The organism is Pseudomonas citronellolis (assembly GCF_900112375.1).
Classification (GTDB): Bacteria; Pseudomonadota; Gammaproteobacteria; order Pseudomonadales; family Pseudomonadaceae; genus Pseudomonas; species Pseudomonas citronellolis.
Genome location: NZ_FOLS01000041.1, coordinates 39,073 through 60,057 on the forward strand (window position 1 = coordinate 39,073; position 20,985 = coordinate 60,057).

Genomic DNA, 20,985 nt, shown 5'->3' on the forward strand with positions numbered 1-20,985 from the left:
GAAACCCCGTTAGGCTATGGCGTATAACCGCGAACGGTTATACGCCCTACGTTTCAGGATGACGCCGGATTCACCGCCCACTCCGAACGGCCCCCTCTCCCTCCGGGAGAGGGCTGGGGTGAGGGCGCTCTCAAGCCCAGCACCTGCGCCACCGGGAAACCCCGTTCGCGAGCAAGCTCGCTCCTACAAAAAACCGCCCGAACGAGGTCCACACACAAAAACGCCGCTTCCCTTTCGGAGAAACGGCGTTCCTGCGACCCACATGGGGCCTCAGCTACCAACCAGCACTCACTTGCTCATGTACTTGCCGATCTCGTACTTGCCGATGGCCATGCGGTGCACTTCGTCCGGGCCGTCGGCCAGGCGCAGGGTGCGCTGCATGGAGTACCAGTAGGCCAGCGGGAAGTCGTTGGAGACGCCGGCGCCGCCGTGGATCTGGATGGCGCGGTCGATCACCTGCAGGGCGACGTTGGGCGCCACCACCTTGATCTGGGCGATCTCGCTCTGGGCGATCTTGTTGCCCACGGTGTCCATCATGTACGCGGCGTTGAGGGTCAGCAGGCGGGCCTGGTTGATCTCGATGCGCGAGTTGGCGATGTGGTCGATGTTGCCGCCCAGGCGCGCCAGCGGCTTGCCGAAGGCGGTGCGGCTGGTGGCGCGCTTGCACATCAGTTCCAGGGCGCGCTCGGCCATGCCGATGGAGCGCATGCAGTGGTGGATGCGGCCCGGGCCGAGGCGGCCCTGGGCGATCTCGAAGCCACGGCCTTCGCCCAGCAGCACGTTCTCGTAGGGCACGCGGACGTTCTCGAAGAGCACCTCGGCGTGGCCGTGGGGCGCGTCGTCGTAGCCGAACACCGGCAGCGGGCGGAGGATCTTCACCCCGGGGGCGTCGCTGGGCACCAGGATCATCGAGTGCTGCTGGTGGCGCGGCGCGTCCGGGTTGGTCAGGCCCATGAAGATCATCACCTTGCAGCGCGGGTCGCAGGCGCCGGAGGTCCACCACTTGCGGCCGTTGATGACCCACTCGTCACCGTCGCGCACGGCGTTGGCCTGCATGTTGGTGGCGTCGGAGGAAGCCACGCCCGGCTCGGTCATGGCGAAGGCGGAACGGATTTCGCCGCGCAACAGCGGTTCCAGCCAGGTGCGCTTCTGTTCCTCGCTGCCGTAGCGGACGAGGGTCTCCATGTTGCCGGTATCCGGGGCCGAGCAGTTGAACGGCTCGGCGCCGATCAGCGAGCGGCCCATGATCTCCGCCAGCGGGGCGTACTCCATGTTGGTCAGGCCGGCGCCGTATTCGGACTCGGGCAGGAACAGGTTCCACAGGCCCTCGGCCTTGGCGCGGGCCTTGAGGTCCTCCATGACCTGGGTCGGCTGCCAGCGGTCGCCTTCGGCTACCTGTTGCTCGAAGACGCTCTCGGCGGGATAGACATAGGCTTCCATGAACGCGGTGACGCGTTCACGCAGATCCTGGACCTTGGCGGAATAGGCGAAATCCATGGGGGCTACCTTCTGGCAGGGGTTTGTCTTGTGTCGAGGAAGATGCTAGAACAGGCAGCACGATTTACCTAGCCTATTATCCGAATCAATGAACATTCATAACCCGCATGATGGTCCGCCATCCCGGGTATGATCCGGCCACAACAATGACAAGCGGAGCCACGGGATGAACCTGAACAAGGTCGACCTGAATCTGTTCATCGTCTTCGATGCCATCTACACCGAAGCCAACCTCACCCGCGCCGGACAGATCGTCGGCATCACCCAGCCCGCGGTGTCCAACGCCCTCGCCCGCCTGCGCGAGACCTTCAACGACCCGCTGTTCGTGCGCACCGCCCAGGGTATGGTGCCCACGCCCATGGCGCAGAACATCATCGGCCCGGTGCGCAACGCCCTGCAGCTGCTGCGCGTGTCGGTGCAGGAGAGCCGCACCTTCACCCCGCAGCAGGCGAGCAAGACCTACCGCATCAGCATGACCGACCTCACCGAGGCCATCATCCTGCCGCCGCTGTTCCAGCGCCTGCGCCGCCAGGCGCCCAACGTGCACATCGAGAGCTTCCTCTCCAAGCGCCGCGAGACCACCAAGGAACTGGCCGCCGGGCGCCTGGACTTCGCCGTGGACGCGCCGCTGAACACCGACCCGCAGGTGCGCCACGTCAAGCTGATGGAAGACCGCTACGTCTGCGCCATGCGCCACGGCCACCCGCTGGCCAGGCCGAAGCTGAGCCTGGAGGAGTACCTGTCGCTGACGCACATCCAGATCTCCAGCCGCCGCAGCGGCCTGGGCTACATCGACCTGTCCCTGGGCAAGATGGGCCTGCAGCGCAAGATCGCCCTGCGCTCGCAGCACTACCTGATGGCCTCCAACGTGGTGCAGCAGACCGACATGGCGGTGACGGTGCCCGAGCGCTTCGCCCGCCACCACAGCCTGCACTACGTGGACCTGCCGGTGAGCGACGTGCCCAAGCTGGAAACCCACCTGTACTGGCACGAGAGCACCGACCAGGACCCGGCCAACCGCTGGATGCGCGAGCAACTGATCGATCTGTGCCAGCAGGTCACCGCCCGCGAGGCGCGGGAAGCGCAGCAGTCCTGAAGCCCCTGGAGCCGCCGGCAACCTCGACGCCCGCCGCCCCCCCAAACGCGCATTGTAGGGCGTACAACCGTTCGCGGTTGTACGCCGTCGCCCCACGCACCATAGGCCCGGTAGTGCCGATTTCGTAATCGGCCAGGGTTTCCGGAACCCCGCCGCGCGAGAACCGGCCACGGTGAGGCGGCGGATAACCGCGAACGGTTATCCGCCCTACGCCCCCGGTAACACCTCTCCCGCCCCTGCCCCCCTTTCCCCCTATCCAAGGTCGGGCCGGCCCTCGCTTGGCCGCATTTCACCGGGCCATGGCCGGATCGGACCTCTCCCTTGTCCGACAATCCTTCCAACAATTACATCAACCAATGACACATTCACCGTGTCAGGCCCTCCGCCCCGCCGGCGCCACTGCCTGTCCATGCCGCCGCCGGGGCTCGTCGAACAACAACAAGGAGTCGCCCATGAACGTCCAGACCGAACCGCTCCGCGCCCACTTCCCCGTCCGGCGCATGGATTTCAGCTTCACCGAGACGCCGAAGTACTGGTGGGACGATCAACCCTTCATGTCGCACTTCATGAACAACCTGTCCTCGCTGTTCCCCTATGGCGAGAAGTTCTTCGTCGACAGCGTGCGCGCCGTGCGCGACCGCATCCAGGACCCGCAGCTGCAGAAGGACGTGTCCGCCTTCATCGGCCAGGAAGCCATGCACTCCAAGGAACACGCGGCCTACAACGAATACGCCGAGGAACACGGCATCGACCTGGAACGCCTGGAGCTGCGCATCAAGCACCTGCTCGGCGCGATCAGCAAGGTCACCACCAAGAAGCAGGACCTGGCCATCACCTGCGCCCTGGAGCACTTCACCGCGACCATGGCCGAGCGCCTGCTGCGCCGCGAGGACCTGAGCACGCAGATGCGTTCGCCGAAGATGTACAAGCTGTGGATGTGGCACGCCATCGAGGAGAACGAGCACAAGGCGGTGGCCTACGACGTCTACCAGCAGGTGTACGGCGGCTACTTCACCCGCACCGCGGTGATGCTGCTGACCACAGTGATCTTCCTCGGCGTGATCGGCGGCTTCCAGATCCACCTGCTGCGCCGCGACCGCCAGCTGTTCAACTGGCGCAGCTGGAAGCACGGCCTGGTCACCCTGTTCGGCCTGCGCAACGGCTACTTCACCCAGCTCGTGCTGCCCTGGCTGGACTACTTCCGCCCCGGCTTCCACCCCTTCGACCACGACACCAAGAAGCTGGAGAAGTACTGGAAGGACAAACTCGACTTCGCTGGTTGAGCTGCCCCTTCACCTGTAGGAGCGGGCCCTGCCCGCGAATCGCGCGCAGGGCGCGCTCCTACAGGTGCTGGCGAAACCCATCGCCACGGCTTTGACGAATCCACTCCTTGGCACGAGCAGGCACGGCTTCTCGTAGGAGCGAGCTTGCTCGCGAACAAACCCCGCAGCGGAATCTGTTCGCGAGCAAGCTCGCTCCTACGAAGAGCAGCTCGGCGCGGGCGGCTCTACACCCCCAACGCCTGCAACACCGCCGCCCCGGTGAACAACAACAGCACCTGCCGCTCCGCCAGCGCGCAGACCTCGCCCCGTTGCCCTTCCGGCAATTCCAGGTAATCCAGCGACAGCTGGAACAGCTGCCGGCTGATCAGCCGCGACAGCTGCGCCACCTCCTGCGCCGGCACCTCCGGCAGCAGGCGGAACAGGGCGATGTCCTCGGCCATGTCGGCACCGAAGTCGTCCATCACCTGGCCCAGCGCCTCGCGCAGCACCGCCGAGGGGCCGTGCAGTTCGCGCACGCCGATGATGAAGGCCTCGGGGTGGCGTTCGACGAAGTCGAAGAACAGCCGCACCGTCTCCTCGCACACCCGCTGGCCGCGGGCGAAGTCCAGGCCCAGCGGGGTGGCCGCCGCGCCGCCCGCCGCCGGCGCGCGCCCGGCCGCCTCGCGGCGCAGTTCGCGCAGCGGCTGGCGCAGCTGGGTGGCGATGTCGCGGATGATCGCCAGGCCCAGGTCATCGACGTCGGCGAAGTGGCGGTAGAAGGTGTTGGGGTTCAGCCCGGCCTCGCGGGCCAGTTCGCGCAGGCCGATGCTGCTCAGGCTGCGCCGGCTGGAGGCCAGGCGCAGCGCCGCCTCCATCAGCAGGCGCTTGCCCGGTGCATCCTGGCGTTGTGTTACCGCGTCCGGTTCCAGACTCATCCTTGCCCCACCTCGCCCACCCTAAAGATTGGTTGCCCGCGAAGTATACAGATGTCTACATTGGCAGCACGTAGACAGTTGTATACGCCTGCACACAAGCATAACAGGAGCCAGGTAAATGGGAACTCAACCTAAGACTGCCGCGGTCAGACACTGCAAGGTGGCCATCATCGGCACCGGTTTCTCCGGCCTGGGCATGGCCATCCGCCTCAGCCAGCAGGGCGAGGACGACTTCCTGCTGTTCGAGAAGGACGCCGGCGTCGGCGGCACCTGGCGGGTCAACAACTACCCCGGCTGCGCCTGCGACGTGCAGTCCCACGTCTACTCCTTCTCCTTCGAGCCGAACCCGGAATGGACGCGCATGTTCGCCCGCCAGCCGGAAATCCGCGGCTACCTGGAGAACTGCTGGAAGAAGTACCGCCTGGAAGGCCGCACCCTGCTGAACACCGAGATCCAGCGCCTGGAGTGGGACGAGGCGCGCGACCTCTGGCACCTGCACGACGCCGCCGGCAACCACTACACCGCCCAGGCGGTGGTCTCCGGCATGGGCGCCCTGTCGATCCCCTCGACCCCCGACCTCAAGGGCCTGGACAGCTTCAAGGGCCACGCCTTCCACTCGCAGCACTGGGACCACGACTACGACCTGAAGGGCAAGCGCGTGGCGGTGATCGGCACCGGCGCCTCGGCCATCCAGTTCGTCCCGGAAATCCAGCCGCTGGTGGCCAGGCTGGACCTCTACCAGCGCACCGCGCCGTGGATCCTGCCCAAGCCCGACCGCGCCATCAGCGACAAGGAGCGCGCGCGCTTCAAGCACTTCCCGCTGGTGCAGAAGCTCTGGCGCGGCGCGCTCTACAGCATGCTCGAAGGCCGCGTGCTGGGCTTCACCTTCGCGCCCTGGGCGATGAAGATGATCGGCAAGCTGGCGGTGCGCTACATCCACCAGCAGGTCAAGGACCCGGAACTGCGCCGCAAGCTGACCCCGGACTACACCATCGGCTGCAAGCGCATCCTGATGTCGCCGAACTACTACCCGGCGCTGGCCGCGCCGAACAGTTCGGTGATCACCGACGGCATCCGCGAGGTTCGCGAGCACAGCATCGTCACCGCCGACGGCCAGGAGCGCGAGGTGGACGCGATCATCTTCGGCACCGGCTTCACCGCCAACGACCCCATCCCCCGCGGCACCGTGTTCGGCCGCGGCGGCGTGGACCTGCTGGACACCTGGCCGCAGGGCCCGGAAGCCTACAAGGGCACCGTCACCCGCGGCTTCCCCAACCTGTTCTTCCTGATGGGCCCGAACACCGGCCTGGGCCACAACTCCATGGTCTACATGATCGAGTCGCAGATCGCCTACGTGCTCGGCGCGCTGAAGCTGATGCAGCGCCGCGAGCTGCTCAGCCTGGAGGTCAAGGAAGACGAGCAGCAGCGCTGGAACCTCAAGCTGCAGCGCGGGCTCAACCATAGCGTGTGGAACACCGGCGGCTGCAAGAGCTGGTACCTGCACCCGGTGAGCGGGCGCAACTGCACCCTGTGGCCGGGCTTCACCTGGCGCTTCCGCCTGCTCACCCGCAGTTTCGACGCCGCCGCCTATCATCTGAAGGCCAGGCCGTTCGAGGAAACCGCAGTCACCCAGCAACCCCGCGCCGAGGAGGTCCCGGCATGAAGTCCTTCGAGAACAAAGTCGCCGCCATCACCGGCGCCGGTTCCGGCATCGGCCGCGCCCTGGCCCGCGAGCTGGCCTCGCGCGGCTGCCACCTGGCGCTGGCCGACATCAACGCCAGCGGCCTTGAGGAAACCCGCCAGGCCCTGGCCTCCTACGGCGTGCGCATCTCCACCGAGGTGGTCAACGTCGCCGAGCGCGAGCAGGTCCACGCCTGGGCCGACAAGGTGGTGGCCGAGCACGGCAAGGTCAACCTGGTGTTCAACAACGCCGGGGTGGCCCATGCCGGCACCGTGGAAGGCAGCGAGTACGAAGAGTACGAGTGGATCACCAACATCAACTTCTGGGGGGTGGTGTACGGCACCAAGGCCTTCCTGCCGCACATCAAGGCCAGCGGCGAGGGGCACGTCGTCAACGTCTCCAGTGTGTTCGGGCTGTTCTCGCAGCCGGGCATGAGCGCCTACAACGCCACCAAGTTCGCCGTGCGCGGCTTCACCGAGTCGCTGCGCCAGGAGCTGGACATGGAAGGCGGCGCGGTCTCGGCCAGTTGCGTGCACCCCGGCGGGATCAAGACCAACATCGCCCGCACCGCGCGGATGAACGACAGCCTGGCCAAGGTCACCGGGCAGAACGCCAACGCCGCGCGCCAGCAGTTCAACGACCAGTTGCTGCGCACCACCCCGGACAAGGCCGCCCAGGTGATCATCCTCGGCGTGGAGCGTGACGCACGGCGCATCCTCATCGGCGCGGATGCACATGCCATCGATGTGATGCTGCGGGTGTTGCCGGTGTGGTACCAGAAGGTGGTTACCGTCAGCATGCGTTTGGCGGCGCGTTTTGCGCCGAAGGGCAAGGCGCGGTCGGAGGGGTATGAGGTCAAGTAGGGGGTGGTGAAAGAAGAAGCCCGTTCCTTGGAGCGGGCTTTTTTCTTGATGGGTATCGCTTCGCTCAACGCCATCCTACGGGGTGTCTTGCTCTTCGCTCTTCGCTCTTCGTAGGAGCGAGCTTGCTCGCGAACAATGGCGTTTCCCGGCGGCTGCGGTGTTTGAGGTTGACTCCGCTCCCTCTCCCCAACCCTCTCCCTGAAGGGAGAGGGGGCTAGTCCGTGCCGAGAGAAGGAATGGTTTCAGCCGGAAACCGCTGGAGTTGCCGGCTGACTCCAGAACACCCAACTCTGCCCAACGGTCCCCTCTCCCTTCAGGGAGAGGGTTAGGGAGAGGGGCGTGGTTGAACCACACACCAGAGCAGCCAGGTAACGCCATTGTTCGCGAGCAAGCTCGCTCCTACGAAATGCCCGCCCCCTCACAACCCCATCTGCTTGGCGATGATCTCGTTCATGATCTCCCGCGTCCCCCCACCGATGGAGAGGATGCGGTTATCGCGATACAACCGCTCCACCAGGCTCTCGCGCATATACCCCATGCCGCCCAACAACTGCACTGCGTCATAGACCACCCGGTCGGCAACGTCGGTGGCGAAGTTCTTGGCCATGGAGATTTCCTTCACCACGCTCTGTCCGGCAGCCATCTTCGCCGCCTGGCGGTAGGTGAACTCGCGGGACACTTCCACCTGGGTGGCCATCTCCGCCAGGCGGTGCTTGAGCACCTGGAACTTGCCGATGGGCTTGCCGAAGGCTTCGCGCTCGGCGCTCCATTTCAGGGCTTCTTCCAGGGCCAGCTGGGCGGTCATGTTGGCCATGGTGGCCAGGGCCAGGCGCTCGCTCTGGAAGTTGGCCATGATGCAGGCGAAGCCCATGTTCTCCATGCCGATCAGGTTTTCCACCGGCACCTTGCAGTCGTCGAAGAACAGCTCGGCGGTGTCCGAGGCCCACCAGCCCATCTTCTTCAGCTTGCGGCCCACCGTGAAGCCGGGGGTGCCCTTCTCCACCAGCAGCAGGCTGACGCCGCCGTAGCCTTCGCCGCCGGTGCGCACCGCCACCGTGTAGTAGTCGGCGCGCACGCCGCTGGTGATGAAGGTCTTGCTGCCGGTCACGCGGTAGTGGTCGCCGTCGCGCACGGCGCGGGTCTTCAGGCTGGCCACGTCGGAGCCGCCGGAGGGCTCGGTGACCGCCAGGGCCATGATCTTCTCGCCGGCCAGCACCTGCGGCACGATGCGTTCGCGCAGTTCCGCACGGCCCCACTTGAGCAGCGGCGGCAGGCCGATGTCCAGCGAGCCCAGGCCGGCCACCAGGCCGCCGGAGCCGCTGCGCATCAGTTCCTCGCTGGCCGCCAGCTTGGCGAACAGGTCGCCCTCGTGGCTGCCGCCGTAGGCTTCCGGGTAGCCGATGCCGAGGATGCCGGCCTCGCCGGCCTTGCGGTAGAGCTCGCGGGGGAACTCCTCGGCTTCTTCCCAATCGGCGATGTGCGGGAGGATTTCCCGCTCGACGAAGCGCCGCACCGAGTCGCGGACCAGGCGGTGGCTGTCGTCGAAGTAATCGGTGAATGCGGACATGGCGGGCCTCCAGGCGGGTTGCCTGAAAACTTACCGAGCGCTTGCTTGGTTTTCAAGGCGAGACTTGCGCCATCGCCTGGGCCGTTTCGGCCCGATGCCTCTGAACTAGACGATCGGCCGGCGCCCGGCCAGGGCGTGGGCCAGGGTGCCGCCGTCCACCAGCTCCAGCTCGCCGCCCAGGGGCACGCCGTGGGCGATGCGGCTGAGCACCAGGCCGCTGCCGGCCAGCAGTTGGGCGATGTAGTGGGCGGTGGCCTCGCCTTCCACCGTGGGGTTGGTGGCGAGGATGATCTCGGCGAAGCTGCCGGCCTTGATCCGCGCTTCCAGCTCGGGAATGCCGATGGCCTCCGGGCCCAGGCCGTCCAGCGGCGAGAGGTGGCCCTTGAGCACGAAGAAGCGTCCGCGGTAGCCGGTCTGCTCCACCGCGAACACGTCCAGCGGGCCTTCCACCACGCACAGCAGCGAGTCGTCGCGGCGCGGGTCGGCGCACTGCGGGCACAGCTCCTCCTCGCTCAGCGTGCGGCACTGCTTGCAGTGCCCTACCCCTTCCATGGCCTGGGTCAGCGCCTGGGCCAGGCGCAGCCCGCCCGTGCGGTCACGCTCCAGCAACTGCAGCGCCATGCGCTGGGCGCTCTTCTGCCCCACCCCGGGGAGAATGCGCAGGGCGTCGATGAGTTGGCGGATCAGCGGGCTGAAGCTCATGGGGGAACCGGTCTCGGGATTCAGGAAGGGATGAACGTCGTAGGCACAACTATCTTGCCGGCTGCGCCGAAGTGCCTTTCGTAGGATGGGTCGAGTTTACGAAACCCATGCGGTCGTGGTGATGGGTATCGCTTCGCTCCACCCATCCTACGGGGCAGGAGGAGTTCCGGGGCGACCAGAGGGTACTCAGGACAAGGCGCGAGCGGTGTCGGACAGCGGAGTTTACTTCAGTAAATGAGCATGTCCGGCACCGCTCGCAACGCAGTCATGGGTGCCCGCTGGGCGGCACCTTCACCTTAGAAGGGCATCTTGAAGCCGGGGGGCAGCTGCATGCCGGCGGTCATGCCCGCCATCTTCTCCTGGTTGTTCTGCTCGATCTTGCGCACGGCGTCGTTCACCGCGGCGGCGATCAGGTCTTCGAGAATTTCCTTGTCTTCCTGCATCAGGCTATCGTCCAGGCTGACGCGCTTGACGTCGTGCCGGCCGGTCATCACCACGCTCACCAGGCCGGCGCCGGACTGGCCGGTGACTTCGGCGTTGGCCAGCTCTTCCTGCATCTTCTGCATCTTTTCCTGCATCTGCTGGGCCTGCTTCATCAGGCCGGCCATGCCACCTTTCATCATCTCGATCACCTTCTGTCGTTCAGGGTTGGTTGGGCGCCGGCCTTCAGGCCTTCGCCGCCAGGGGTTCGATGGTACCGGTGCGGACCACCGCGCCGAACTGCTGGCGCATCTGCAGCACGTACGGGTCCGCCTCGATGGAACGCTCAGCCTCGCGCTGGCGCTCGGCGCGCTTGCGCGCCGCGGCCTGGGCGGGGGTTTCCTGCTCGGGCTTCTGGATGGTCACTTCCAGCGTCAGGGTGCGCCCGTGGTACTGGCTCAGCGCGTCGTTCAGGCGGCGCTGCTGGGTGGCGTTGTACAACGCGCTCTGCCCCGGGTCCAGGTGCAGGTGCCAGGTGTCGCCCTCCACCGCGACCAGGGTGCAGTTGGCGCCGATGCTCGCGGTCAGGCCACCCAGGCCCAGGCGCGGGAACAGGTCCAGCCACTCGGCGGCCAGGCCCGTGGCCGGCAGGGCCGCCGGTTCCGGTTCGGGCTCGGGCTGGGCGCTGGCCTGCGACTCGTCGCCGCCTTCCAGGTAGCTGAGCGAATCCATGTCGACTTCATAGTAGTCCTCGGCCGGCGGCGGCTCTTCGTCGCGGTCGTCGTCCTCGCTGTCGGCCATGGCGATAGGCGCCGGTTCGGGCGCCGCAATGGGCTCGGGCGCCGGCGCAGGTTCGGGCTCGACCGGCGGCTGCGCGGCGGGTTCTTCCCAGGGCAGGTCGACGACGGGCGCCGGTTCAGCCACGGCGGCTTGCGCTTCGACTACGGGCACCTCGACGGGCGCGACCTGCGGGGCGGGCTCGACGGGTGCCGGCGCGGCCTCGACGACAGGCGCCGGCGCAGGTTCGGGCGCAACCTCAGCCACCGGAGCCGGAGCCGGAGCCGGAGCCGGAGCCGGAGCCGCCACAGGCTGCGGCGCGGGTGCCGGCTGGGCAACGGCGGCGGGCACGGTGGACACCACCGGCACGCTCGCCACGCTGGCAGCGGCTGCCGGCGCCGCAACGGCGGCGCCGGCCACTGGGTTGCGGTTGGAATCAGCCGTGGCCGTGCTGATCCCCAGGTCCTTTAGCGGTGACCTCGGTGGCGCGCCGCCATCGGCCGGGTGGAAGGCCAGCATGCGCAGCAGCACCATCTCGAAGCCGCTGCGCGGGTCCGGCGCCAGGGGCAGGTCGCGGCGGCCGATCAGGCCCATCTGGTAGTAGAACTGCACGTCCTCGCCGGGCAGCGCTTGCGCCAGGGCCAGCACCTTGTCGCGGTCGCCCTGGCCGTTGTCGACGGCGTCCGGCAGCACCTGGGCGATGGCCACGCGGTGCAGCACGTTGAGAATCTCGGCCAGCACCCCGCCCCAGTCCGGGCCCTGTTCGGCCAGGTGGCGCACGGCGTCCAGCAGGGCCCGGGCGTCGCCTTCGAGCAGTGCGTGGAGCACGCCGTAGACCTGGCCGTGGTCGAGGGTGCCGAGCATGGCGCGCACGTCGGCGGCCAGCACCTTGCCCTCGCCGAAGGCGATGGCCTGGTCGGTCAGGCTCATGGCGTCGCGCATGGAGCCGTCGGCGGCGCGGCCGAGCAGCCACAGGGCGTCTTCCTCGAAGGGCACGTTCTCGGCGCCGAGCACGTGGGTCAGGTGCTCCACCACGCGTTCCGGCGGCATGTTCTTCAGGCTGAACTGCAGGCAGCGCGAGAGGATGGTCACCGGCAGCTTCTGCGGGTCGGTGGTGGCCAGCAGGAACTTGACGTGGGGCGGCGGCTCTTCGAGGGTCTTGAGCAGGGCGTTGAACGAGTGCGAGGAGAGCATGTGCACTTCGTCGATCAGGTAGACCTTGTAGCGCCCGCGGCTCGGCGCGTACTGCACGTTGTCCAGCAGTTCGCGGGTGTCCTCGACCTTGGTGCGGCTGGCGGCGTCCACTTCGATGAGGTCGACGAAGCGGCCCTCGTCGATCTCCCGGCACACCGAGCACTGGCCGCAGGGGGTGGAGCTGACGCCGGTCTCGCAGTTCAGGCACTTGGCCAGGATGCGCGCGATGGTGGTCTTGCCCACGCCGCGGGTCCCGGTGAACAGGTAGGCGTGGTGCAGGCGCTGGTTGTCGAGCGCGTTGATCAGGGCCTTGAGGACGTGGGTCTGGCCGACCATTTCGCGGAACGAACGCGGACGCCATTTGCGGGCAAGAACCTGATAACTCATTGAAATCCATCGCAGCTGGTAGGCGGAAGTGGGCTAATCCTAGCGAAGAGGACCGGAAATTGCACCCGATGCCGGGCCAGGCTTGGCAAGAACCCTCCGAAACAGGCATTGTGTCCTGCTTCCGCACGTCCGGAGCCCGAATGCGCGCACTCCTCCCCGCCCTCCTGCTGGTCGCCGGCCTGGCCCAGGCCGATCCCCGGCAGCTGAGTTTCTCGGTGATCGAGGGCTGGGCCATGCCGCTGGCGCAGGTCGAGGACGGCCAACTGACCGGCGGTATCCTCTTCGAGCTGTTCACCCGCACCGCGGACAAGGTCGGCATGGCCCCGTCCTTCCATATCCTGCCGCGGGCCCGGGTGGAACAGGCCCTGCACAGCCACAGCATCGATGTGCGCTGCTACATCGCCCCGGCCTGGCTCAGCGAGGAGTTCCGCGACTACCGCTGGAGCGTGCCGCTGATGACCCAGCGCGATCTGCTGGTGGCCCGGGAGCGGGCCCCGGTGGACGTCGCCACGCTGGCCGGGCAAAGCGTCGGCACAGTCCTCGGCTATGCCTACCCCTACCTGCAGCTGTCGTTCGCCAGCGGGCGCCTGCACCGCGACGATGCACGCAACCAGGAGCTGGTGCTGAAGAAGCTCGAAGCCGGGCGCTACGACTATGCGGTGTCCAGCGAGGTGGCGCTGAACTGGTTCAACCTCCAGCGGCCGGCCGAGCACCGCCTCTACCCCGCAGCCAAGCTCGACCAGGCCGAACTGGGCTGCATGGTCCTGGACGATCCGCAACTGCCGACCCAGGCGGTGCTCGACGCCCTGGCCGAGCTCAAGGCCTCCGGGGAAATCGAGCGCATTCTCGATCACTATCGCTGACGATCGTGCGCCACACGCCATGGTCGGGCCTGGCGTAGGGCGAATAACGCTCCGCGTTATCCGCCGTTTGGCCTTGGCCGAACCCCGCTCGGGGGCGAGCCTGGGCATCCTTGTAGGGAGCGCCAGGGTCGGCCATGGCGTTGACGATGAGGAAGGTGAAGCGGCGTACAACCGCGAACGGTTGTACGCCCTACGCTTCCGGGGCCACCGCTATGCGGGCTTCGCCGCGGCGGATCCACTCGGCGTAGCGTGCCGGGATGTGGCCGTGCACCGCGCCGGCGTTCACCGTGGCGGCGTAGTCGCAGATCGCCTGCTCGCCCTCCCCTTCGCGCCGGTACAGGGTCCAGCGCACCCGGCTGCCTTCGGCCAGGGCGCAGGGTAGTTCGAAGCGGGGCGAGCCTTCGGCGTAGCCGACGTGGAAGTCGTCCGGCATGGGCCCGCCGGGGAAGCCGGCGGCGTCGAGGAAGCCGAACATCGAGTCGTGCTGCAGCAGGCTGCGCCGGGCGTAGGGCCAGACGTAGCGGCGCAGGAAGTGCTGGTCGGCGAAATGCCGAGAAGCCACCGGTTCGGCGAAGAACAGCCGGGCCAGTTGCGCCAGCGGCGGCAGCGCCCCGCCGACGACGCCCCAGAGCCCGGCCAGCAGCAGTTCGGTATGGGTGCCGTTGTCGCGCAGCGCGTGGAAGTGCTTGTCGCTGGCCAGCCACTGGGCCACCGCCTCGGCCTCGCGCTCGCTGATCACCGAGTCGGCATCGCGGAACAGGATGCGCTGGGCCTGGGCGTCGTCCAGGGCGAGGAAGCGCCACATCGCCCCCGGCCACTGGCGCTCGGCCTCGTCCACCCGCACCACCTGGCCGCCGTTGTCGAGCAGGCGGCGGACGATGGCCTCGGGCACGCTGTCGTCGATATAGAAGCGGCAGGTCCAGTGCGGGTAGATGCGCGGCTGCTCCAGCACGTTGAGCACCGCCGTCTCGCAGTACTTGGCGCTGGCGCCGAACAGCGAGAAGGCGATGACGTTGCGTTCGCGGGTGGCGGCGCTGGGCGGCGGCGGCAATGCCGGCAGGGCATGGGCGATCGGCGGTTCGACGCCGAACTGGCGCTCGCGCAGGCTCAGCGCGTGCAGGCCATGGCGGCGCACCTGGTGCCACTGGCGCAGGGCGCAATGGGCGTGGGACAGGGCGTCGAACAGCGCCAGGCTGTCGCCGCCGGCGGCCAGGGCGCGGCCGGCATGTTCGATGGCCTCCTGCCAGCGCTCCAGCTTGATGCAGTTCACCGCCGCGTCGGTCCAGGCCACCGCCAGCTGCGGCCAGCGCCGGGCGGTCTGCAGGCACAGTTGCAGGGCCTGCTCGTGCCGGCCCTGGGCGTAGAAGGCGCTGGCGCGCCGGCCGGCGGCCTCGACCTCGCGGCGTTCGCGGTAGCTGGGCGTGCGTTGCTTGGCCATGCTTGCCCTCCTCAGCGTTCGCGCAGCGCTTCGCGGGCGCGGTTGAGCGGCTTGGTCAGGTAGTCCCAGACGGTCTTGCTGCCGGTGTGCACGTCCACCGTGGCGACCATGCCGGGGAAGATCGGGAAGCTCCTGCCTTCCTTGTTCTGCAGCGAGTCGGTCTCGGTGCGCACGAACACCCGGTAGTAGTACTGGTCGCGGCGTACCTCGTCCTGGATGGTGTCCGGCGAGATGTGCGTCACCTTGCCCTCCAGGCCGCCGTAGATGGCGTAGTCGTAGGCGCTGATCTTCACCGTGGCGCGCTGCCCGGGGTGGATGAAGGCCACGTCGCGCGGGGAGATGCGCGCCTCCACCAGCAACTGGTCCTCCACCGGCACTATGACCATGAAGCGGCCGTTGGGCGGGATGACGCCGCCGACGGTGTTCACTTCGATGTCCTTGACGATGCCGCGCACCGGCGAGAGCACGGTCAGGCGCGTCAGCGAGTCGGCGCGCCCGCGGGTCACCGACTGCTGCGCCTCCACTTCGCCGTTGGCCTTGGCCAGCTCCTCGCGGGCCTTGACGTAGTACTGGTTGCGCGTCTCGGTGGCCTTGAGCTCCAGCTCGTTGGCCTGGCGCTTCAGGCGCAGCACCTCGACGTTGCTCGCCGCGCCGATCTCGGCCAGGCGCGTGGTCAGCTTGAGTTCCTTGTCGACCAGCGCCAGGGCCTCGTTGATGCCCTTCAGGCTCTTCTGCAGGCTGTCGCGCCGCGACTGGTACAGGGCGGTCTCGGACTTCACCAGGTCAGGCTCCTCCAGCACTTCAGCCGGGAACACCAGCTTGCCGCCGTCCACTTCCGCCCGCAGGCGCGCGGCCATGGCCAGGGCGGCGCGCAGGCGCGAGGCGCTCTCGCCCACCGAGGATTCGGTCTTGGTGCGGTCGAGCTGGGCGAGCACCTGCCCCGCGTCGACGCGGTCGCCCTCCTTCACCCGCAGCTCGGCGAGGATGCCGCCCTCCAGGGACTGCACCACCTGCTCGCGGGAGCTGGGGATCACCTTGCCGGTGCCGGTGGAGACTTCGTCGAGCTCGAACAGGTAGGCCCAGGCGAACAGCAGCAGCATGCCGCCGAGCACGCTCCAGATCAGCCAGGCGGCGCGCGGCGCGCGCTCCTTCGCCTGGAAGTAGGGGGCCAGGGGCGCGGCCCCGGGCGCTTGAATCGAATTGGCTTGCATGATCACTCCCGACGCGGGCCAGGGCCCGCGTCCTCTGCGAATTCAGTGGCGGCTCAGGCGACGGCCGGGGCCTTCTCGCCGGGCTTGGCCGCCGGCCCGCCGGCGAGCTTGGCCAGCACCGCCTGCTTGGTGTCGTCGAGGACGACGCGGCCGTTGTCGACCACGATGATCCGGTCGACCCACTTGAGCACCGCCGGGCGGTGCGTCGCCACCACCAGGGTGCGCGAGGCCAGCCAGGGCTCCAGGTGGCGGATCAGGCCCTGCTCGCCGACCTCGTCGAGCCAGGCGGTGGGTTCGTCGAGCAGCAGCACACGCGGCTGGCGCAGCAGCGTGCGGGCCAGCAGCAGGCTCTGGCGCTGGCCGCCGGAAAGCCCGCGGCCGCCCTCCTGGACCATGTGCTCCAGACCGTCGGGCAGCGCCTGCACCATGCCCAGGGCGCCGCTCAGGCGCAGGGCTTCGAGCAGTTCCTCGTCGCTGGCGTTGGGCCGGCCCATGGTCAGGTTGTCGCGCAGGGTGCCGAAGAACAGGTTGGCCTGCTGGCTGAGGAAGGCCACGTCGCGGCGCACGTCGTAGGGGTCGATCAGTTCCAGGCGCAGCGAGTCGAGCAGCAAGCTGCCCTCCTGCGGCCGGTACATGCCGGCCAGCAGTTGCAGCAGGCTGGACTTGCCGGCGCCGTTGCGGCCGAGGATGGCCACCTTCTCGCCGGCGGCGATGCGCAGCTGGCCCACTTCGATGGCCGCGCGCTTGTCGTCCTGGCCATAGCGGAAGCGCACGCCTTCGAGCTGGTAGTCGCCGTGCAGCACCGGGCGGTGCAGGCGCTTGCCGCCCTCGGCGCTTTCCACCGGACGCTGCATCAGCTCCTCCAGGCCCTCGCGGGCGACCTTGGCCTGCTGCCAGCGCGACATGATCCCGGAGATCTGCGCCAGCGGCGCGATCATCCGCGAGGACAGGATGGACATGCCGATCAGCGCGCCGGTGGTCATGTCGCCGCTCATCACCTGGAAGCAGCCGACCAGCACCACCAGCACGTAGACCAGCGTCTGCACTTCCTGGGTCCAGGCCATGAGCGCGCCGGAGATGAAGCGCTGGCGCATGCTGACGGTGGCCGAGACCTCGTTGAGGTGGTTCCACTGGTTCTGGAAGCGCTGCTCGGCGCGCAGCTGCTTGACGTCCTCGATGCCCTGCACCGCCTCCACCAGGATGGCGTTGCGGATCGCCGACTCGCGCATGCCTTCCTTGGACAGCCGCGCCAGCGGCTTCTGCGCCAGCAGGCCGGGGATCAGCAGCAGCGGCAGCACCGCCAGCGGCACCAGGGCCATGACCCCGCCCACCGACCAGAGCACCACCAGGAACAGGAAGAAGAACGGCAGGTCGGCCAGCGCGCCCAGGGTGGTCGAGGTGATCAGTTCGCGCACCTGCTCCATCTCGCGGATCTGCGAGATGAACGAGCCGGTGGACTTGGACATGGCCTCGTTGCGCAGGCGCAGGGCGTGGCCGAAGACGCGGTCGGAAATGCGCAGGTCGGCGCGCTTGCCGATCAGGTCGGAGATGTGCGTGCGCGCCAGGCGCATGCCGAAGCCGATGAGCACCGCCAGCAGCACCCCGCCGAACAGCACCCAGAGGGTCGGCTCGGACTGCGCCGGCACCACGCGGTCGTACACCTGCATGGAGAACAGCATGGAGGCCAGGGCCAGGACGTTGGCCACCAGCGAGGCGAGCATGACGTCGCCGTAGCGCCGCCAGTCGCGCAGCACCAGGCTCCAGAACCAGTTGGGCTGGTAGGGCTTGATGTAGTCGTCGACGCGCACGTCGGCCACCGCGACTTCAGGGCGCAGGCAGTAGACGCGCTCCACCCGCTCGACCACTTCCTCTGCCGGCAGGGCCTGCAGCACGCCCTGCTCGCCGCTCAGGCGCACGCCGACGCGGCCCTGGCCGTCGATGCTTTCGATGATGCCGACCTGGCCGCCGGAGAACTGCGCCAGCACCGGCAGGCGCCAGGGGTCGAGCACGCCCTTGTCCAGGGCTTCGGCGCGCAGCGTCAGGCCCATGTCGCGGGCCATGTGCTGCAGTTGCCCGTCCAGGTCCTGGCCCTGGCGCCATTGCTGGCCGACGCGGACGCGCTCTTCGGAAACGTCCAGGCGGTAATGCCGGGCCACCATCAGCATGGCTTCCAGCCAGGGGCTGCTGACGGCCTCCGGGCGTTGCGCTTGCGCGGTCATAGGGAATCACTCTCGAGTTGGAAGACGTCGTGCATCCGCCCGGTGGCGTTGATGAAGGCCACCTGGGCGCTCCACAAGTCGTGGCGGGCGTTCACCGAATCGCTCTGCGCCTGGTAGATCTCCTGCTCGGCGTTGAGCAGGTCGAGCAGCGTGCGGGTGCCCAGCGAGAGGTACTGCTCGCGGTACAGGCGCTGGGTGTCGACGATGCTTTTCTGGCGGTCGGCGAGCACGCGCAGGCGCTCGTCGAGGCCGCCCATCTGTTCCTGCAGGGCGACCCACTGGTCGCGGGCCTCCAGCTGCCGGGTGTGCAGGCGCTCCTCGGCCGCCCGCAGCGCCTGGCCGGCGCCGCGCACCCGCGCCGAGGGCGCGCCGCCGGCGAAGAGGTCGTGCTTGACGCCGAGGGTCAGGGTGTAGACGCGCTCGCCGGCCATGTCGCCGGCATTGCCGAAGTACTTGTTGACGCCGCCGTCGACGGTGAAGGTCGGCCGCGTGTTGGAGCGCGCCAGGGACAGCTGGGCCTCGGCCTCCTCGCGCTCGGCCACCGCCATGCGCACGCCGACCGGCATCCGCGGGTTCGGCTCGATCAGCCGCACGGCCTGTTGCAGGCGCCCGGCGGGCACGTCCACGGCGGCCTCGCTCACTTCGCGGCCGATCATGGTGCGCAGCTTGCTCTTCTGCTGGCGCAGCTGCGTCTCGACGGCCAGCAGCGAGGCCTCGGCCGCCTCCACCCGCGACTGCGCCTGGATCAGGTCGGCCTGGGTGCTGGCGCCTTCGCTGGCGCGCTGCCGGGCCAGCTGGCGCAGGCGCTGCAGGCCGTCCACCAGGGTCCGCGCGCTGTCGCGCAGGGCGCGGTAGCGGGCGACTTCGATCAGCGCCTGGGCCGACTGCCGGGCGACCTCGTCCACCTCGCTCATCAGCTGGAAGCGCTGCACCTGCACGCCGGCTTCGGCGCCCTTGACCGCGTTGGCCACCTTGCCGAAGTCGTAGACCATCTGCGAGGCGGACAGCGACAGGTTCTGGCCGCTGCCGTAGGCGCCCTGCTTGCCGGTGTTCAGGCCGGTCTGGATGGTCGGCAGGTAGCCGGCCCTGGCCACGTTGATGGCCTCGCGCTGCTGGCCGAGCTGGGCCGCGGCATCGCGGATCGACGGGTAGGTCTGCACCGCCAGGCTGACCGCGTGCCACAGGTCCAGGGCGCCGCCCTGCCCCGCCCCGGCGTCCGACGGCTGCCAGTCGCGGGTCAGGTGGTCGACCGACAGGTCCAGTTTCTTCCGCGGGGTATCCTGCCACCCGCATTCGGGCTGGCAGAGCAGGCGCTTGCCGCCCTTGCCCTCCGGCTCCGCGCCGAAGACCACCAGCGGGGTGAATGCCAGCCAGGCCAGCGCACCCCAATGCAATTTGTTGAGAAACATCTGAACCACCCTGAAAAATCGAGCCGCAATGCTACGAGTCAGGTCGTGGACATTCTTCGGGAATATCCTGAAAAAGCCTCGGACCACAAAAGGATCGGGCAATAGGCTATTACGCGACACGAATAACCAGACAGTGGATAAACCCATCCTGACTTGTAGGAAATCTCTTATCGTAAAAAATAAGAAAATTCTGATTGATATATTTAAAGAAAACAAAACAGGCCATCTTCCGGCAATAAAAAAAGCCACTGCCAAGGCAGTGGCTTTCTTCGAAAAGGCGCCGTAATAACAATATCAGCGCGGCTCGTTTCCAGAGCCGGAAGTATTGCCGGAGAACGGATTGCTCCAGAGATTTCCCAAGGACTGAAGTTGCGAGGAAGTCCCTTGTGCCAGGCCGGTGAACAACCCGGAGATGGCACCGAAGATCGTGCCCACGGTGACGTTGAGGATAGCGCCGATCGGGTTGCCGCCCAGCAGGCTGGAGAGCCCCTGGGTGATGCCCCCCAGCGCACCGCTCAAGGTGCCGAAGAGCGCGCCGCCTATGCTGTCGAGGAAACCGGAGGAGGCTCCGCCGGCGACCATTTCCAGTTCCTGCCCATCGAGTTCTTTCATCATGCCTCCATCATCTAGCGCATAGCGGAGCCTGCCGGATACCGGCAGGCTCCCTGTTCCACCGAACAGATGGGAATGCCACCCAGCCAGGCGGTGGCATTCATTCGGCTCGATGCCGGATCAACGCGGGCCGGTAGAGGAACCGCCGCCGCCCACCAGGCTGCCGAGCAGACCGCCGCCTTGGCCGACCTGCGGGGCCGGAACGTTCATGCTCCACCAACCTTCGGCGTTGGCGTTGAAGGTTTCCAGCGACATGCCCCAGCCATTCACCAGGCCATAGGTAACGGCATGGATAACGCCGAGAACGCCACCGATGACGCCACCGAAGGCACCGCTGGCGACGCCGACGCCCAGAATGCCGCCCACCGAACCACCGGTCACCACGCCCTTCGCCACGCCGGTGCTGAGGGACAGCGGAATCAGCATGATGGCGGCGCCAATACGACCGAAGACATCTTCGAAGATGCCGGCACCGGCGACCATTTCTACTTCTTGCATGTTCAACTCTTGCATTTTCATACTCCTTGCACATTGAGTGCTTATGTTGGCTTTCTTGCTGCGCTACCACTTATGTGGCGCGACCAGGTGATTGTTCTGTATGGAAATACCCATGACAACCTTAAATCGGCGAACTAAATCGCCATTCAGATTTCCTGGCAAAAGGCCATAAAAATACAACCAGCGGAGTTGGAAGTTTCATACAAGACCCTCTTATGAATGTCAGGCGGCATAATTGTCCGAAAGATAATTCGCGCATCGCACATATAAATAATTCACTGCGTCCGAACGGCAAAAAGCCGCTTCGGTTCGTACCGAAGCGGCTTTGATTTACCGGCCGGAAATATCCGCTAC

The 20,985-nt window shown here is 67.3% G+C and carries 16 protein-coding genes and 1 pseudogene; 5 read left to right on the forward strand and 12 right to left on the reverse strand.

Annotated features, from left to right (window positions below; all coding sequences use genetic code 11):
• Positions 1-288: 288 nt before the first annotated feature.
• Positions 289-1,497 (reverse strand): acyl-CoA dehydrogenase, encoded by a 1,209-nt coding sequence (locus BM060_RS28515; protein WP_074985359.1) that lies wholly within the window; start codon positions 1,495-1,497, stop codon positions 289-291.
• 166 nt (positions 1,498-1,663) lie between these two features.
• On the opposite strand from BM060_RS28515, the gene BM060_RS28520 reads away from it, so the two are divergent.
• A complete protein-coding gene (locus BM060_RS28520; RefSeq protein ID WP_074985361.1) occupies positions 1,664-2,593 on the forward strand; it encodes a LysR family transcriptional regulator in 930 nt (309 codons plus the stop codon).
• Positions 2,594-3,045: 452 nt separating this feature from the next.
• Complete coding sequence (locus BM060_RS28525; protein ID WP_074985364.1) at positions 3,046-3,876, forward strand: metal-dependent hydrolase; 831 nt, start codon at positions 3,046-3,048, stop codon at positions 3,874-3,876.
• Between the two features lie 224 nt (positions 3,877-4,100).
• Here BM060_RS28525 and BM060_RS28530 read toward each other — a convergent pair whose 3' ends face one another.
• Positions 4,101-4,790, reverse strand: a complete 690-nt coding sequence (locus BM060_RS28530; RefSeq protein ID WP_009619444.1) for a TetR family transcriptional regulator — start codon at positions 4,788-4,790, stop codon at positions 4,101-4,103.
• A 78-nt stretch (positions 4,791-4,868) separates the two neighbouring features.
• Here BM060_RS28530 and BM060_RS28535 point away from each other — a divergent pair.
• Both BM060_RS28535 and BM060_RS28540 read left to right on the forward strand, forming a co-directional pair.
• Positions 4,869-6,453, forward strand: a pseudogene (locus tag BM060_RS28535) (flavin-containing monooxygenase).
• Positions 6,450-7,334, forward strand: a complete 885-nt coding sequence (locus tag BM060_RS28540) for an SDR family NAD(P)-dependent oxidoreductase (RefSeq protein WP_074985368.1) — start codon at positions 6,450-6,452, stop codon at positions 7,332-7,334. The pseudogene BM060_RS28535 and the gene BM060_RS28540 overlap by 4 nt, the downstream one beginning before the upstream one ends.
• Before the next feature lie 418 nt (positions 7,335-7,752).
• Here the strand turns inward: BM060_RS28540 and BM060_RS28545 are convergent, their stop codons facing one another.
• From BM060_RS28545 to dnaX, 4 genes are all read right to left on the reverse strand, one after another.
• Complete coding sequence (locus BM060_RS28545; RefSeq protein ID WP_074985370.1) at positions 7,753-8,901, reverse strand: acyl-CoA dehydrogenase family protein; 1,149 nt, start codon at positions 8,899-8,901, stop codon at positions 7,753-7,755.
• 105 nt (positions 8,902-9,006) lie between these two features.
• Positions 9,007-9,603: a recombination mediator RecR gene (gene recR, locus BM060_RS28550; protein WP_074985372.1), complete on the reverse strand. Its 597-nt coding sequence runs from the start codon at positions 9,601-9,603 to the stop codon at positions 9,007-9,009.
• 296 nt (positions 9,604-9,899) lie between these two features.
• A complete protein-coding gene (locus BM060_RS28555) occupies positions 9,900-10,226 on the reverse strand; it encodes a YbaB/EbfC family nucleoid-associated protein (RefSeq protein ID WP_009619439.1) in 327 nt (108 codons plus the stop codon).
• A 43-nt stretch (positions 10,227-10,269) separates the two neighbouring features.
• On the reverse strand, positions 10,270-12,381 hold the full coding sequence (gene dnaX, locus BM060_RS28560) for a DNA polymerase III subunit gamma/tau (RefSeq protein ID WP_074985374.1): 2,112 nt from the start codon (positions 12,379-12,381) through the stop codon (positions 10,270-10,272).
• A gap of 140 nt (positions 12,382-12,521) precedes the next feature.
• On the opposite strand from dnaX, the gene BM060_RS28565 reads away from it, so the two are divergent.
• Positions 12,522-13,244: a substrate-binding periplasmic protein gene (locus BM060_RS28565; RefSeq protein WP_074985376.1), complete on the forward strand. Its 723-nt coding sequence runs from the start codon at positions 12,522-12,524 to the stop codon at positions 13,242-13,244.
• Between the two features lie 190 nt (positions 13,245-13,434).
• Here BM060_RS28565 and BM060_RS28570 read toward each other — a convergent pair whose 3' ends face one another.
• From BM060_RS28570 to BM060_RS28595, 6 genes are all read right to left on the reverse strand, one after another.
• Positions 13,435-14,682 (reverse strand): tetratricopeptide repeat protein, encoded by a 1,248-nt coding sequence (locus tag BM060_RS28570; RefSeq protein ID WP_074985378.1) that lies wholly within the window; start codon positions 14,680-14,682, stop codon positions 13,435-13,437.
• 11 nt (positions 14,683-14,693) lie between these two features.
• On the reverse strand, positions 14,694-15,893 hold the full coding sequence (locus BM060_RS28575; RefSeq protein ID WP_074985380.1) for an HlyD family type I secretion periplasmic adaptor subunit: 1,200 nt from the start codon (positions 15,891-15,893) through the stop codon (positions 14,694-14,696).
• A 53-nt stretch (positions 15,894-15,946) separates the two neighbouring features.
• The gene (locus tag BM060_RS28580) at positions 15,947-18,112 is read right to left on the reverse strand and encodes a type I secretion system permease/ATPase (RefSeq protein WP_074985382.1); all 2,166 of its coding nucleotides are present in this window, start codon (positions 18,110-18,112) and stop codon (positions 15,947-15,949) included.
• On the reverse strand, positions 18,109-19,521 hold the full coding sequence (locus tag BM060_RS28585) for a TolC family outer membrane protein (protein ID WP_074985385.1): 1,413 nt from the start codon (positions 19,519-19,521) through the stop codon (positions 18,109-18,111). The genes BM060_RS28580 and BM060_RS28585 overlap by 4 nt, the downstream gene beginning before the upstream one ends.
• 294 nt (positions 19,522-19,815) lie before the next feature.
• Complete coding sequence (locus tag BM060_RS28590) at positions 19,816-20,136, reverse strand: hypothetical protein (protein WP_084302025.1); 321 nt, start codon at positions 20,134-20,136, stop codon at positions 19,816-19,818.
• A 117-nt stretch (positions 20,137-20,253) separates the two neighbouring features.
• The gene (locus BM060_RS28595; RefSeq protein ID WP_074985391.1) at positions 20,254-20,646 is read right to left on the reverse strand and encodes a hypothetical protein; all 393 of its coding nucleotides are present in this window, start codon (positions 20,644-20,646) and stop codon (positions 20,254-20,256) included.
• Positions 20,647-20,985: the final 339 nt, after the last annotated feature.